A 15,749-nucleotide genomic window follows, 5' to 3' on the forward strand; every position below is an offset into this window, starting at 1 on the left:
CAATAATTCTCTCCTGAAATTAACACTAGCTTAAAAGTAAGATGTTTATATAGAAGCGTACGATAATTTTAGGAGGTTTGATGATGAAAAGAAAAGTCGCAGTTGGTTTATCTTTAGCATTAATTTCTTCATTTTCATTAACAGCATTTGCTCACTCAGGGGCTGATGATAAAGGAAAACAAATCGAAAAAGTTGAATTTTCTTCGATGAAAGCACCAAATAAAATTGAAGATATGATTAAAACCTATACAGAATCAAAAGTAAAAGTTACGTATAAAGACGGTTCTGTAAAAGAAAAACCGCTTAATTATAACCAGCTTTTTCTTTCAAAAGATAAGATTGTTGATAATAAAGGCGAAAAGATCCCTGCCGGAACTCCAATCGATGTAAATGGAGATCCGATTGTCGACAATAGTGTGCCTGATAAACCATCTTACTTTATATCAGATGCACCAGATTCAAACAGCTTAATACAGATCGGAAATAAGACTTACATGGTTTCACACTATGAATATGAGTCTCAAAACAATGCTGGAGAAGAGATCGAGGGACTTCCCGCATCTATGACACTTACACAGCTAGATCGTGATGAAAAAACAGGAAAACTTACTGTAAACAACTCGAAAAAGATCGATTTTGCGAACGTAAACGGACTTTGGACGCCTTGTAACGGTTCTACTACTGAATGGGGAACACATATGGGATCTGAAGAATACGAACCTGATGCAAGAGCATTTGAACAAGATAAGAATTCTGATTCATACAAAGCAGTAACGAACTATGCTAATTACTATTTTAAAGATCAATCAAAAGCCAACCCTTATTATTATGGCTATATCCCGGAGATTTCAATCTCAAAAGAAGGACAGCCATCCGTTGAGAAACATTACAGCACAGGGCGTTTCTCTCACGAAATGATGCAAGTTCTTCCTGACCGCAAGACGGCTATTTTCGGTGATGATGGCGGAAATACAATGATGTTCATGTATGTAGCAGATAAAAAAGAAGACTTTTCTTCTGGTACACTTTATGCTGCTAAATTTGATCAAAAAGGAACTGAAAACGGCGGTTCTGGTGACTTAAAATGGATCAAACTCGGACATGCACTAGACAAAGAAGTTGAAACAATTATTAATAGCGGAATCAAATTCAGCGACATTTTTGAAACAGCTGATCAGCCAACTGAAGGTTTCACTGCTGTAAAAACAAACGCAAGCAAGAATGTAGAATATTTAAAAGTAAAACCTGGTATGGACACAGCAGCAGCATTCTTAGAATCACGCCGTTATGGGGCGATTTTAGGTGCCACATCTGAATTTAACAAGATGGAAGGTCTTACGGTTAACAAAGACGACAAGAAAGCTTATATGGCAATCTCTTATCAGGAAAAAAGCATGGAAAAACAAGAAGGCAGTGTTCAAGACGACATTCAGCTGCCAAAACGCAAATCAGGTGTCACGTATGAGCTGAACTTAGGCGGACATCAAAAAGACAAAAACGGGAACTTTATTTTCAGTAAGTATGTTCCTTCCAATATGCACGGACTCGTTGTTGGTGAAGACCTTGCAAAAGCAGATTCATTAGGAAACACTGCAAATCCAAACAAAGTAGCAAATCCGGATAATCTTAGCTATTCAAAAGACTTAAACACACTCTTTATCGGTGAAGACAGTAACATGCACACAAACAACTTTGTCTGGGCATATAACCTAGAGACTAAGAAGCTTTCACGTATTCTTTCTGTTCCAGTAGGTGCAGAAGCTACAGGATTACGTGCGGTTGATAACGTGAAGGATTCTCGTTATTTACTAAGCAACTATCAGCATCCAGGTGAAGATATCAGTGAAAAAGAAATTACAGCCGTTGATAAAAAACAGCTTGAAGAAGAGATGAAAAAGAAAATCGGGATCATGGAAACAGGCGGGGTTGGTTATATAGACGGCCTTCCTGGAGAAAAAGCAGGAAAATAATACAAAAAGGTGCCCCTCCACAGGGCACCTTTTTTAATACAATTCCTTCTCTAATTGTATGTCCAGCGGTTCTTTAGCAAGGATATCAGGATTAATTTCAGTTGCCAATGTACATCCTAACCGTTGATAAAATTGCTGTGTTTCAATCGATGGATGTGCGGCAATGTACAGCTTGTGAGCGCCGAGTTTTCTCGCTTCCTCACAACAGCGTTCAAGCAGCATCCTACCAATACCCGAGCCTCTTTTATCATTTGACACATGGATATAGGGAAGTTCAGAATACTCTTTTTCAGAACCGAACAGTAATCCCTCTATGTTGGCAAAACCAATTAGCAGCCCGTTTTCATAAGCTCCTACAACCCTGCCATTTGCTTCGATGCATTGTTTTAATGATTCTATAACCTGCTGTTTTTTCTCATCGTCCCAAAGATCGATAAAATGGTCTTCTTTTTGTTCAAGGGTGTTATGGCTGGTTACATACAAAACTCGTGTCGTCTCCTGAAAACGATGAAATGTTTTAAGAAAGTCAGGAGTAAGATCATCCACACGTAAAATTTTGATTGAGATATTATTATTTTCCAATGCAGATCCTCCTGACTGATTTTTTTTACTCCATATCCCGTTCTATCGAAAGTCCTTCAACATGCCGCTTTGTCATCCATTTATTTTTCTTTCGGTTCTCTTTCGTTTCAAACACAATATCCATGTCATAGTTATCCGGATAAAGCATCTTACCTTCAATGTGCAGTTTTAGCCGCTTCTTATGCACGAAGTGGAGCTGGTCATTTACAAATACGCCATACTCACCTTGTTTATTCTCTGCCTCCTGGATGATACCTGCAGTTTTTAAACTTGTCACAAAAACTCTGTCTCCGATCTTGAATAACTCATCTTGATGTACTTTTACTTGTTCTGGCTTCATGTGCGGCTTTTTTATTTTAGATTTCGCTTTTTCGCGCAGCATGCTTAAGTTATCCATTTCGTTTGTGGATAAAATTATCGTTTCTTTGTTATCCACATGTTGATAACTCTTGTTTTTATGATAGGTAATCATTCTGGCTCTCTGAATCAAATCGTCTTCCATCCCCAGTTTCATAGCTATCGAGAACGCCTGGCTGCTTCCTGCTTTTCCGATTGTTAACCGGTATAACGGATGCAATGTGTCCAAATCAAACTCCATAGACCCATTTTCAAATCCAGCGGTGCTGTCGGCAAACTCCTTAATTTCACTAAAGTGGGTTGTCGCAAGAATCATTGCTCCTTGGCTGTAGAGCTTCTCCAAAATGGAAACAGCAAGGCCCATCCCTTCTGCTGGATCTGTACCCGCTCCAAGTTCATCTAAAATAACAAGATCTTGAGGACCCGCTTGCTTCAGGATGGATATAATATTTGTCATATGCGAAGAAAAGGTGCTTAATGATTGTTCAATACTTTGACCATCTCCAATATCAACAAATACTTGCCTGAAAACTGCAAATTCACTTCCTTCATCAACCGGGACATGCAATCCTGATTGAACCATGAGCGTTAAAAGTCCGACTGTTTTAATCGCAACTGTTTTTCCTCCTGTATTCGGTCCGGTAATGACCAACGCTTGATAGGTCTTACCTAAGCTAAATGTTAAGGGTATCCCGTTGTCCCCCAGCAGTGGGTGTCTTCCATTTTTGATATCGGTACGGTTCTCGGCGTTTATTTTCACTGTTTTCCCATTCATTGACCTGCTGTACTTAGCTTTTGTAAAAATAAAATCGTAATGGCTCATCGCTTCCATCGTAATACTTATCTCTCGTTCGTATCCAGCCACCATGCCTGTAAGGATACTTAGCACTTGAGAGATCTCGATCTCTTCTTCTGCTTTTAGTATATTGATCTCGGTTTGCAGTTTCCTGACATCATTCGGTTCAATATAAACAGTTGCACCACTTGATGAACTGTCCAGAATCTGACCGTCAATATTGCGTTTGAATTTACTTTTAACAGGGATGACATATCGTCCGTCCCGCATGGATATCATCTGATCTTGCATCATATCCCGGTAAGCAGCTGACTTAAGCATACTTTCAAGCTTAGATTTTATTCTTTCCTCGGCGACGGCTATCTTTTTACGAATCTTTGAAAGAGATTTACTTGCGTGGTCATCCACTTTACCATTTCGAATACACCGGTAAATTTCATCTTTTAAGTCGGTAAGATCGAACATTGAATAGACATAGCTCACGATGTTTGGAGCTACAATTGCTTTATCCTTCATAAAACGCTGCATCTTGCTGACATTCTCCAGTAAGCCGAGCAAGAGGGTGAGCTGATCAGGTGATAAATTCAATCCCTTTGGTGGTATCTTCAGAATCTGCTCCAGCCCATTCAAATTTGCTATAGGCACACTCGAGCTTTTTTCCAGAATATTTACCGCTTCAGTCGTTTCCAGCAGCCACGTTTCAATAATCGAAGGCTGATTGGATGGTAAAAGTTCGATAAATCGATCCCTAGTAATTTGATTGATTGCGTAAGTGCTGAGAATTTCTTTAATTTTGTTATATTCAAGCATGTTAATCGTTTGTATATTCAAGGGTTAAACCTCCATTTTATTATAAATTCCTGTCATACGGCTTTAAGTTAGAATAGGCTGACTTACTCGATATCGATCCCTCCTCTAACAGAGGCCAGGAACTAGCCAATAAAAAAAGGACGGAAATGAACATGTCATTTCCGCCCCGTAGATAGACTTCACCCTGAAAAAATGCATAAAAAAACGGCTCTTAAGAAGAGTCCGGCAGCATCAAGGGAGATGAATATGATGGCTTGTATTCTGACCGCTGTTCTTAACTAATGGTGGCAGCAAAAGAGCACGACAAATAAACGGTTAACCGTGTCATTTTTCTTTTGATTTGCCTTTATCCAATTTGGTTTAGTTAAGAACGCTCACGCTCACAAACACACCATCCTTTCCATTGATTACTTTCATCATATGTATTATTTTTACAATTGTCAATTAAAAGGTTTTGAAAGTGGTTAATTTCCGTTACAGGATGCTCGCTTTCCACGGGGCGTGCGGTAAGCCACATTGGCGCTTCGCACCTTTAAGTGTCTTACCTGTCCCGCTGATCCCGTAGGAGTCTCGCACCTTACACTCCAATCAATCTGTCATTGGAGTCAAATTAAAAAAACCGTAGAAGTAACAATTCTTTAGAAAAAAGCCATAAAGAAAAGACCGATCGGCTAAATCGGTCTTTTCTTTATGAGTTTATGGATATTTCTTTGTCTTTCTTAATTTGTTTGCTTCTTAACTGGCCGCATGCTGCGTCAATGTCTGTTCCGTGTTCTTGACGGATCTTACAGTTGATTCCCTGTTTCTTAAGCGTATCGTAAAACGCTAGAACCGTTTCCTGTGTGCTTCTTTGATACTGGCTATGTTCATCTACTGGATTGTAAGGAATCAGGTTGATATAGACCCGATTTTTTATATCTGCAAAAAGAGCACCTAATTGAATCGCTTCTTCCACATGATCATTCACATCTTTTAGCAAAATATATTCAATCGTGATTCTTCGATTGGTTTTCTCAATATAGTAGCGCATAGCATCCATCAATTGTTCGAGTGGAAAAGCACGGTTGATCTTCATAATCTGCGTGCGCAGTTCATTATTAGGCGCATGTAATGAAATAGCAAGGTTCACTCTTTGTGAAATGTCCGCAAACTCATAGATTTTATCTACGATTCCGCTTGTCGATACGGTAATATGCTTGGTTCCGATCGCAAGACCTTTTGCATCGACCATGATATTTAAAAAGTTATTCATATTCTCGAAGTTGTCAAAAGGTTCTCCAATTCCCATGACAACGATATGACTTACCTTTTCGCCCTCGCCTTTTTGATCGAGATGATGCTGGACGTTCATAATTTGCTCTACGATTTCACCGCTTGATAGATCACGGGTTTTCTTTAATAGTCCACTTGCACAAAAACTGCAGCCGATATTACAGCCGACTTGAGTAGTTACACAAACAGATAAACCGTACTTATGTTTCATCAATACCGTCTCGATCAAGTTGCCGTCCTGCAATTTAAACAGAAACTTGACTGTTCCATCTGATGCTTCTTGTTTAACATGCTCTGTAAGAGTCTGTATCACAAAATTCTCTTCTAATAACGCCACACAATCTTGATTGACTTCGGTCATTTCAGAAAAACGAGTTACACGCTTTCTATATAGCAGCTCCCAAACTTGGGTTGCACGAAATTTTTTATGTCCACGCTCCAGCAGCCATGCTGTTAATTGCTCAAATGTTAATCCATATATGGAATGTTTCATCATTTTAAAACCTTCTTTCAAACCCTTTTGGTACCTCTCTATACTACTTAAAACTTTGCTTTCTCACAACATATCATAAAATTTTTTAAATTTTCTTAAATAGTACCTTTTCTTTAGAGAAATGTGCAGTTTTTGTCGAATTTCCCGTACTTTTTTAATGTATTTTTATCTTGTTTCTAAGACATTATACCCATATTGGATGCGTTTACCATTTACGAATAAATAATAACCTGTAATAATAAATAAGCCAAAAACTTTTGACAATATTAAATATTTCAAAGTATTATGTTTAAAGAATGAAGGAGGTAGTTGGTATGTCAACGCAAAATAGACAGAAAATTGTGGATAGTGTACCTCAAAAAGGGTTCTTTGGTCACCCTAAAGGTTTGTTCACTCTTTTCTTTACAGAGTTTTGGGAGCGCTTTTCTTATTACGGAATGAGAGCCATCCTTATTTATTACATGTACTATAAAGTTTCAAAAGGTGGTTTAGGTCTTGATGAACAAACCGCATTAGCAATCATGTCTATTTATGGATCACTTGTATATATGTCTGGTGTTATTGGCGGCTGGTTAGCTGATAGAGTTTTTGGTACATCGAAATCGCTCTTTTATGGCGGTATTTTGATTATGTTTGGTCATATCGTGCTTTCCTTCCCAGGAAGTGTAACGATGCTGTTTGCTTCAATGGTACTGATCGTTCTTGGTACTGGTATGTTAAAACCTAACGTTTCAAGCGTTGTAGGTGATATGTACAGCCCAGAAGATAATCGCCGCGATGCCGGTTTCAGTATTTTCTACATGGGTATCAACCTTGGTGCTTTCCTTTCTCCTCTAGTAGTTGGAACTGTAGGAATGAAATACAGCTTCCATTTAGGGTTTGGTATTGCAGCAGTAGGTATGCTTTTAGGACTAACCGTTTTCGTCCTTACTCGTAAAAAGAATCTAGGACTTGCTGGTACTTATGTGCCTAACCCATTATCTCCAGCTGAAAAGAAAAAAGTTGGAACAATCGTTGGTATTGCTATAGTAGTATTAGGTGCTATTTTAGCTTATACAATTCCAGCTGGTATTTTCACATTAGATGTTTTTGTTAATCTTGTAGGTATTTTCGGTATCTTGATTCCAACGATTTATTTTGTTGTTATGTACCGCAGTCCGAAAACAACAGCAACTGAGCGCTCACGAGTAATCGCTTATATTCCATTGTTCATTGCTGCTGTTATGTTCTGGGCCATTCAAGAACAAGGATCAACTATTCTTGCTTCTTATGCGGACAAACGTACACAATTAGATTTTGCAGGAATGCATATTTCACCTGCTTGGTTCCAATCGTTGAACCCGTTATTCATTATTACTTTAGCTCCAGTATTCGCTTGGATCTGGGTTAAGCTTGGAAACCGTCAGCCGACGATTCCAAAGAAATTCGCACTAAGCTTGCTATTTGCAGGATTTTCATTCCTAGTTATTCTACTGCCAGCTTATTTTGGCGGAGATAACACACTTGTTAATCCATTATGGCTTGTCCTTAGCTACTTCATCGTAGTTATCGGTGAACTATTAATATCACCAGTAGGACTTTCAGCTACAACGAAGCTTGCTCCGGCAGCTTTCTCTGCACAAACAATGAGCTTATGGTTCTTAGCAAGTGCAGGTGCACAGGCACTAAACGCACAGCTTGTTCGATTCTACACGCCAGCTAACGAAATGACTTATTTCGGGTCAATTGGTGGAGCAGCAATCGCACTTAGTTTAATTCTTTTCGTACTTGCTCCAAAGATTCAAGGGGCTATGAAAGGGATTCGTTAATCACATACAGACTAAAACCACTGGCATGCATATGTCAGTGGTTTTTTTGTGCTTTGATTAGGTGATCGCGCTTCAGATTTTGTTCGGTTCATGTCAAACAGTGCCGACTCGCGAGTATATCAAAAAATCCGCGAGATTAATCCGATTTTTCGTGAGATTAACATTCACGAAGCTTTTAAATATGAAAAAGAAGCCGCAAAAAGGGCTTCTTCTTTTCATTTTTATCAACTTGTCTTGATGAGAATGAACAATTGCGGAAATCCAACATGCTTTTTAAAAAGAGCATTATTTAATTAATGTCCTGCTCCAATTTCGTCCACATGCTTAACATGCTTTTCATTCATCATGATAAAGACGACTGCTAGTAAAACAAACCCTGCACCTACGTAAAATGGAACGTGCGGATTGAAAATTTCGGAGAGTTTTCCTGCCATAAACGGTGCGATTGCTCCTCCTAAGAAACGTAAGAAGCTATAAGCTGCTGATGCTGTCGACCGCTCAACTGGCGCTGCATTCATAACGGCTGTTGTAATCAATGTATTATTGTTCCCCAGCATTGCCCCAGCCAATATAACGGCTGCAATGACAACCCATTGAGTTGAAGTCCAAATCCCCATTACTGCTAAAAGAACAGCAAAAAAGAAAAGCATGATACAAATGGATTTAATCGTTCCGAATTTGAGCTGAAGCTTTGGTGCCATGAAAACAGACGTTACCGCGAGCAATATACCCCAGCCTAAGAATACGAATCCTAAACCATGCTCATCTAAGCCCATCACAAAAGGAGAATAAGCCAACAATGTAAAGAAACCAAAATTATAAAGTGCTGCCGTAATACCAAAAACAAACAATGAGCGGTGTTTCAACGCGCGGAAAGGATCAAGCAATGATGCTTTAGCTTTAGCTGTATTCGATGGTTTCTGCTTTGGCATTAAAACAGAAAGTCCGATAAAAGCAACTACCATAAGTGTCGCCACACCTAAAAATGGACCTCTCCACGTCATAGCCCCTAACCATCCACCTAAAAGCGGACCTACGGATATTCCAAGACCGATCGCTGCTTCGTACAAGATGATGGCTCTAGCGGTTCCACTTTTAGAAAGAGAGACGATCGCCGCTAACGCTGTCGCAACGAACAACGCATTACCAAGTCCCCAGCCGCCTCTTAGCGATACAAGCGTCCAAATATCGTTTGAAAGACCACCAAGCGCCGAAAAGACTGCGATAATTAATATACCGGAAAGCAGTGTCCACTTTATTCCGATTCGTCCTGAAATCCATCCTGTAATAAGCATAGCTATTGCCATTACTGCGTTATAGCTGGTAAAAAGCAATGTGACTTCACTATGAGAAGCGTCTAATTGTTCAGCTAATGCTGGCAAGATTGGGTCAACAAGACCGATTCCCATAAAAGCAATAATACAAGCAAAAAAGACAGCCCAGACCGCTTTTGGCTGTTTGAGCAGACTCGCCTCGTCCTCCACAAGAGAAGCAGGCTGTTCATCTGAATGTGCTGCACTTTGAGATAAAGAAGACATAATAAGATAACCCCTTTTCAAATTTATTTATTCACTTTATATATTATTGTATGATACAACTATAATAGTGTATGATACAACTGTATGATATGTCAACATTAATAAACCCGTTTAATAGAAACCGAATTGACAATTCGGTTCGATAAGCTATTATGCTAATTAGAAAGTAATTTGCGAGGTGTTTGTTTAATAATGAATGAAAAATCGGTAGAAACGATACAATTTGAAATGGCAACATTAGTCCGCTATGTAACATCTGTCTCATCAGATAAAAATGGCAAACTTGACCGCTCCGGTTACCTTTTACTGCATCGCCTATCCTCTCAAGGATCAACAGGAGTAAAAACATTAGCAAACGAATTCCATCTGGATATCTCGACCGTAAGCAGACAAGCTGCTGCTCTCGAACAAAAAGGATACGCTTCCCGAATTCCCGATCCTACTGACCGCAGAGCTTATTCTTATCAAATTACGGATAACGGTAAAAAAGAATTAGCTGCTTATAAAAAGGAAAGAATGAACAAAGTGAAGAATTTACTTAAAGGTTGGTCTGAAGAAGAATGTGAGATGTTCGGACAACTGCTGAAAAAATTCAACCGTTCTTTTAGCTAATAAACGGAAAAGGTGATTTTCTTACATGAAAGCCTTGTTTCAATTCACATATTTGCAGGCGTTATCGTGCATTTTCCCTGTTATCATCTTTTTAACATTAGCCGTTTCAAAGTTTTATCCCGTCCCATTTTTGCCCCGGTATGACTTCATTTTTTTGGTATGTGTGGTTGCTCAAGCACTTATGCTGCTAACCAAACTTGAGACGATTGATGAACTTAAAGTGATTTGTATGTTTCATGTAATTGGACTCGCATTAGAATTATTTAAAGTACATATGGGTTCCTGGAATTATCCTGATGAAGGGTATAGCAAGATATTCGGAGTTCCTCTATACAGCGGTTTTATGTATGCGAGTGTGGCGAGCTACATCTGTCAGAGCTGGCGCAGGCTGAATCTGCAAATTAAAGGATGGCCAGCACCTTTTTATGTCTACAGCATCTGTATGTTAATCTACCTTAATTTTTTCACGCATCATTTTCTCTTTGATGCAAGATGGATTCTTACCGCTCTGCTTTTTCCTGTTTTCTATAAAACGATCGTATATTATAAGATAAACAAAAAAATATATAAGATGCCGATCATTCTATCTTATCTGCTGATTGGATTTTTTATATGGATTGCTGAAAATATCAGTACTTTCTTCGGAGCTTGGCAATATCCAAATCAAGCGAAGACATGGTCAATCGTTCACTTCGGAAAAATAAGCTCCTGGTTGCTGCTCGTTATTATTAGTATCATCATCGTGGCACAATTGAAGCGAATTAAAGAGAATCAAAGCGACGAGCTCCAAATAGCTCCGCACACCATAAAGCATTAGCTGATAGACAGCTGATGCTTTTTTTGTGTTTTTATCCTAGACCATTCATTTCTATTTAATAAAAATCATAAGTTAATACAATGTATACAGCATTTCTCTTTATTTGATTTTGTTGAAAGGAGTTGAATCCATGAGTAATCAAAATAATGACCACTATTATAGAAATATCCCGCAGCCAATCAGGCATGATGGGGCAGGCGCGACAGATTTAGGACCGCGTGACATTATGAGAGACATGGAGAATCCTGATATGCTTGTCCCCCCTGTAACCGATGCAGGAACGATTCCTAATTTAAGGTTCTCCTATTCAGATACACACATGCAGTTAAATCATGGCGGCTGGTCGAGAGAAATTACAGTAAGAGAGCTCCCCATCGCTACAACATTAGCAGGAGTAAATATGCGTCTTACCCCAGGAGGTGTCCGTGAACTGCACTGGCATCAGGAAGCGGAATGGGCGTACATGATCTTAGGACGCGCACGCGTTACTTCCGTCGATCAGAACGGACGTAATTTTATTGCCGACGTTAGTGCCGGAGATTTATGGTACTTCCCACCAGGCATCCCCCATTCTATTCAAGGGCTTGAAGAAGGCTGCGAGTTTCTTCTAGTCTTTGATGATGGCAACTTTTCTGATTTAAATACGTTTTCGATTTCCGATTGGTTTGCCCATACACCAAAAGATATTTTAGCAGCCAATTTTGGAATTCCTAAGCAGGCATTTGCCGATATTCCGGATAAGCAGCGATACATTTTTCAGGCTAATGTCCCTGGACCAATCGATACACAGATCGTTCAGGATCCCTATGGAACAGTTCCCTTAAGCTTTACACACCGGTTATTGGCACAGAAACCAATTGTCACCCCTGGTGGAACAGTTAGAATTGTGGATTCATCTAACTTCCCCGTTTCAAAGAACATAGCTGCTGCCCTCGTTGAAATAAAACCGGGCGGCATGCGGGAAATGCATTGGCATCCAAATAACGATGAGTGGCAATACTATCTGACCGGAACAGGAAGGATGACCGCATTCGCAGGCAATAGAACCGCAAGAACCTTTAACGTACGTGCTGGCGATGTCGGATATGTCCCTTTTGCTTTTGGCCATTACGTCCAGAACACTGGTAATCAAAGTTTATGGTTTTTGGAAATGTTTAAAAGTGACCGGTTTGCCGATGTATCATTGAATCAATGGATGGCCCTTACTCCAAAAGAACTCGTACAGGAAAACCTGAATGCCAGCCCTGAACTCATGAATTCTTTGCGTAAAGAGAAGTGGCCAGTTGTGAAATATTAAATGCTCAATTAGTGGCTCAATAAAGACATTTTGATAGGACCCTTTTTCACAGGAGGGTTCTTTTTTGCATCTAATTTTCTTATGTTCTTCACACACCTCAAAAACATGTCCAGTAATAATCGTTACATTTACTTTTTATCAACAGTAGTTTTTGAATCTTTTTCCGTTTTTCGAATGTTTCATGTGGAACAATTTCTTTTTTACTATTTTATGGATGTTGAAATAAGATACAATAAATTGATAATTATGTAAAAATTTTATGTATAATTTTATCTATCCCAACATTTTTTTGGAGTCGATACTATGGATAACCACTTACCCAATCATGTTCTGCATGCAAAAAGCAAACAATTTTATTGGCATGGTGACGGACAGCTTTCAATAAAAACATTCTCAAACGGCAAAGCGCACTACAAAACAAATAAAGGGTTTTACGCATGAAGGCACTTATACGATATCAATCGATGAAACTAGTGAAGTGGAATCATTTTGCCTCTTCTTTAAAAAGAGCTTTGCTGAAGAAGTACTGCGGACACAGAATAGTTCGCCTGACAATCTGCTATCTGATCCTTATAAAGACATTCCTTCAATTGGTTTTTATGAAAAGACTTATGATAAAAATGTCAAACTAACCTCTCTTCTTCAAACATTTAAGCAAAACTTGGATTCACTAAAAGAAGAGCCGCTATGGCTTGAGGAACAATTTCATAAGGTGATGCAAGAGATACTTATCGAACATCAAAATACGATAAAAGAAGTAGAATCACTTCATGCATTGCGTGCTTCTACACGAGAAGAAATCTATAAACGAATCAGTACAGCACACGACTACATAAGGGCTTTTTATAATCAGGTGATTACGCTGGATGATATAGCAAAGATCGCTTGTCTATCCCCTAATCACTTATTGAGAAACTACAATAAGATCTATGGAAGAACACCCTACCAACACATATCGGAACTCAGAATCATTAAAGCAAAAGAGTTATTGTCAGAATCCTCACTGAACATGACGGGCATTACATTTGAACTTGGCTTTAGCAATCCAGTTTCTTTCAGTAAAATGTTTAAACAGCATACCGGCATATCCCCTCTTCAATTCAGAAAAAAAGTGATTTTAGATAAGAAATAAATCTTAACATCTCTTACACTAAAAATATAAAAAGGGAGGATTCAAACATGAAATCAATCATTCAAAATGTTGGACAAATCGGAATACCTGTAAAAGACTTAAATCGTGGAATAAAATTTTATAAAGAAACATTAAATCTGCCTCTACTATTCAACACTGACAATTTAGCTTTCTTTGATTGTAATGGCATTCGCCTGTTATTAAGCCTTCCTGAAACAGAAGAGTTTGCAAACGCCAGTTCAGTTCTTTATTTTCAAGTAGAAGACATACACTCCTCCTACAAAAATTTAAAAGAAAAAGATGTACGCTTCATCGACGAGCCGCACATCGTAGGGAAAATGGGGCAAACAGAAGTATGGATGGCTTTTTACAAAGACACAGAAGATAATACTCATGCACTAATGAGTGAAATGACCGTCAACTAAAACAAAGCCCCTTGGCAGGTAATTGCCAGGGGGTTTAAATCTATAACCAGTCCCCTATTCAGTACATAAGTAGAAAATATCCAAGTTTTGCTATACACTTTATTTAACAATAAAAGTAACGGTGTGGTGATTTGCGTTGTTTAAAATATTATTGATTGAAGATGATACGACCTTATTTAATGAGATTAAAGAACGCTTGTCTCATTGGTCTTATAACGTTTATGGTATTTCAGATTTCAGCAGGGTTATGAATGAATTCACATCCATTAAACCCGATCTAGTGATTATTGATATCCAACTTCCCAAATTTGATGGGTTTCATTGGTGCCGATCGATACGTGGACACTCCAATGTTCCCATTATCTTTTTATCTTCACGTGATCACCCTAGTGATATGGTAATGTCCATGCAATTAGGAGCAGATGATTTTGTACAGAAGCCCTTTCATTTTGATGTATTAATCGCCAAGATTCATGCCATCCTCAGGAGGGTGTATAACTACAATACGGAAGCGGTTCATTTAAAAACTTGGTGCGGTGCAACGATCGATTACGAAAAGAACATAGTTGCGAATGAAAGAGGCTCTATCGAACTAACGAAAAATGAAGTATTCATCTTAAAGCTTTTAGTCGAACAAAAAAATAGGATTGTTTCACGTGATGATCTGATCAGCCGTTTATGGGACGATAAACGATTTATTAGTGACAATACTTTGACCGTTAATGTGAATCGGCTGAGAAAACGATTAGAAGAAATCGAATTGGGACGTTTTATTGAAACAAAGGTGGGGCAAGGCTACATAGCAGTCGAAGAGGTTCCCGTATGATTTTTCGCTATCTTGTGGAAAGAAGGAGCTGGATTGCGTTATTTCTTATCCAACAGCTCATCTTGGCGCTTATAGCCTATCTCGATCCCGCAATCCCTCTAACGTCTATTGGATATATTATTTTTATTTCCGTTATTGTGTTTATTGTATTTCTTCATTTTCGGTATCAAAAAGAAAGCTCTTTCTACAATCAGCTCGAAGAATGGGAAAAAGACTTTGATACCTCTCGTCTAACAATTCCAAGTTCGCCTTTTGAAAGGATTGTTGAAAATAGTATCATCGAGCAAACTGAACACCTAAAACGAACCTCTTTCCATAACCGAGTAGAATTAGAACAGGAGAAAGATGAGTTGCTTGCGTGGATCCATGAGGTGAAAACACCATTAACTGCTATGCATCTCATGATTCAGCGTATGGATAACCATCCGCTAAAGCCCGGACTTACATATGAATGGCTACGGATCCACTTGCTATTGGATCAGCAGCTCCATCAAAAACGCATCCCCTCTATAGAGAACGATTTATTTATGGAAACTACCGATTTAGAAACCTTGCTCTTTTCAGAATTAAAAACGCTGCAATCCTGGTGTATTCAAAAGGGAATAGGCTTTGATCTTGATTTGCAAGCTGCTCAAGTTCTCAGCGATGCTAAGTGGCTGGCATTCATTATCCGCCAGATCCTCACGAATGCCGTTAAATACAGTAAAGATACCGATATCCTTATAAAAAGCTATCAGCAAGACGAAAGTGCCGTTCTGGAGATTGAAGATTACGGACGCGGGATTGATTCTCGAGATCTTACTCGTATATTTGATAAAGGATTTACATCAACCACGGAGCATCACGATCAAGCATCGACCGGTATGGGACTGTACTTAGCAAAGAAAGCATCAGACTCGTTACATATACGTATCAATGTCAAATCTACACTTGGAAGAGGTACTGCTTTTACTCTTGTATTTCCTGCAAAGAATGAATTTGACCAAATAACAGGCATGTGACAAAAGTGTCACA

At 38.8% G+C, this 15,749-nt stretch carries 12 protein-coding genes and 1 pseudogene; 9 read left to right on the forward strand and 4 right to left on the reverse strand.

The window, feature by feature from the left end:
* The first annotated feature begins 80 nt into the window (after positions 1-80).
* On the forward strand, positions 81-1,970 hold the full coding sequence (locus J2X07_RS14750) for a PhoX family protein (protein WP_310260265.1): 1,890 nt from the start codon (positions 81-83) through the stop codon (positions 1,968-1,970).
* Positions 1,971-2,003: 33 nt separating this feature from the next.
* Here J2X07_RS14750 and J2X07_RS14755 read toward each other — a convergent pair whose 3' ends face one another.
* The 3 genes from J2X07_RS14755 to rlmN form a co-directional block, all read right to left on the reverse strand.
* Positions 2,004-2,552, reverse strand: a complete 549-nt coding sequence (locus J2X07_RS14755) for a GNAT family N-acetyltransferase (RefSeq protein WP_310260268.1) — start codon at positions 2,550-2,552, stop codon at positions 2,004-2,006.
* A 25-nt stretch (positions 2,553-2,577) separates the two neighbouring features.
* A complete protein-coding gene (locus J2X07_RS14760; RefSeq protein ID WP_310260270.1) occupies positions 2,578-4,536 on the reverse strand; it encodes an endonuclease MutS2 in 1,959 nt (652 codons plus the stop codon).
* Between the two features lie 667 nt (positions 4,537-5,203).
* The gene (gene rlmN, locus J2X07_RS14765; RefSeq protein ID WP_310260273.1) at positions 5,204-6,283 is read right to left on the reverse strand and encodes a 23S rRNA (adenine(2503)-C(2))-methyltransferase RlmN; all 1,080 of its coding nucleotides are present in this window, start codon (positions 6,281-6,283) and stop codon (positions 5,204-5,206) included.
* Positions 6,284-6,594: 311 nt separating this feature from the next.
* Between rlmN and J2X07_RS14770 the strand changes: the two genes are divergently transcribed.
* Positions 6,595-8,088 carry a peptide MFS transporter gene (locus J2X07_RS14770; protein ID WP_310260276.1) on the forward strand — a complete coding sequence of 498 codons (1,494 nt, stop codon included), beginning with the start codon at positions 6,595-6,597 and terminating at the stop codon, positions 8,086-8,088.
* 293 nt (positions 8,089-8,381) lie between these two features.
* Here J2X07_RS14770 and J2X07_RS14775 read toward each other — a convergent pair whose 3' ends face one another.
* Positions 8,382-9,626, reverse strand: a complete 1,245-nt coding sequence (locus J2X07_RS14775; RefSeq protein ID WP_310260279.1) for an MFS transporter — start codon at positions 9,624-9,626, stop codon at positions 8,382-8,384.
* A 192-nt stretch (positions 9,627-9,818) separates the two neighbouring features.
* On the opposite strand from J2X07_RS14775, the gene J2X07_RS14780 reads away from it, so the two are divergent.
* The 7 genes and pseudogenes from J2X07_RS14780 (at position 9,819) to J2X07_RS14810 (ending at position 15,736) form a co-directional block, all read left to right on the forward strand.
* Entirely contained in the window at positions 9,819-10,238 is a 420-nt protein-coding gene (locus J2X07_RS14780) for a MarR family winged helix-turn-helix transcriptional regulator (RefSeq protein ID WP_310260282.1), read from the forward strand.
* Between the two features lie 25 nt (positions 10,239-10,263).
* On the forward strand, positions 10,264-11,055 hold the full coding sequence (locus J2X07_RS14785; protein WP_310260286.1) for a DUF817 domain-containing protein: 792 nt from the start codon (positions 10,264-10,266) through the stop codon (positions 11,053-11,055).
* Between the two features lie 130 nt (positions 11,056-11,185).
* Positions 11,186-12,352: an oxalate decarboxylase family bicupin gene (locus J2X07_RS14790; protein ID WP_310260289.1), complete on the forward strand. Its 1,167-nt coding sequence runs from the start codon at positions 11,186-11,188 to the stop codon at positions 12,350-12,352.
* Positions 12,353-12,655: 303 nt separating this feature from the next.
* Positions 12,656-13,484, forward strand: a pseudogene (locus J2X07_RS14795) (helix-turn-helix domain-containing protein).
* Between the two features lie 47 nt (positions 13,485-13,531).
* Positions 13,532-13,909, forward strand: a complete 378-nt coding sequence (locus J2X07_RS14800; RefSeq protein ID WP_310260292.1) for a VOC family protein — start codon at positions 13,532-13,534, stop codon at positions 13,907-13,909.
* 136 nt (positions 13,910-14,045) lie between these two features.
* Entirely contained in the window at positions 14,046-14,735 is a 690-nt protein-coding gene (locus tag J2X07_RS14805; protein WP_310260296.1) for a response regulator transcription factor, read from the forward strand.
* Positions 14,732-15,736 (forward strand): sensor histidine kinase, encoded by a 1,005-nt coding sequence (locus J2X07_RS14810; RefSeq protein WP_310260300.1) that lies wholly within the window; start codon positions 14,732-14,734, stop codon positions 15,734-15,736. The genes J2X07_RS14805 and J2X07_RS14810 overlap by 4 nt, the downstream gene beginning before the upstream one ends.
* Positions 15,737-15,749: the final 13 nt, after the last annotated feature.

The organism is Fictibacillus barbaricus (assembly GCF_031457135.1).
Taxonomy (GTDB): Bacteria; Bacillota; Bacilli; order Bacillales; family Fictibacillaceae; genus Fictibacillus; species Fictibacillus barbaricus_A.

Bases quoted from the DNA above. Each gene is read 5' to 3' on its own strand.
- J2X07_RS14750 (WP_310260265.1), top strand. From the start codon at position 81: ATGATGAAAAGAAAAGTCGCAGTTGGTTTATCTTTAGCATTAATTTCT.
- rlmN (WP_310260273.1), bottom strand. From the start codon at position 6,283: ATGATGAAACATTCCATATATGGATTAACATTTGAGCAATTAACAGCA.
- J2X07_RS14770 (WP_310260276.1), top strand. From the start codon at position 6,595: ATGTCAACGCAAAATAGACAGAAAATTGTGGATAGTGTACCTCAAAAA.
- J2X07_RS14775 (WP_310260279.1), bottom strand. From the start codon at position 9,626: ATGTCTTCTTTATCTCAAAGTGCAGCACATTCAGATGAACAGCCTGCT.
- J2X07_RS14780 (WP_310260282.1), top strand. From the start codon at position 9,819: ATGAATGAAAAATCGGTAGAAACGATACAATTTGAAATGGCAACATTA.
- J2X07_RS14785 (WP_310260286.1), top strand. From the start codon at position 10,264: ATGAAAGCCTTGTTTCAATTCACATATTTGCAGGCGTTATCGTGCATT.
- J2X07_RS14790 (WP_310260289.1), top strand. From the start codon at position 11,186: ATGAGTAATCAAAATAATGACCACTATTATAGAAATATCCCGCAGCCA.
- J2X07_RS14800 (WP_310260292.1), top strand. From the start codon at position 13,532: ATGAAATCAATCATTCAAAATGTTGGACAAATCGGAATACCTGTAAAA.
- J2X07_RS14810 (WP_310260300.1), top strand. From the start codon at position 14,732: ATGATTTTTCGCTATCTTGTGGAAAGAAGGAGCTGGATTGCGTTATTT.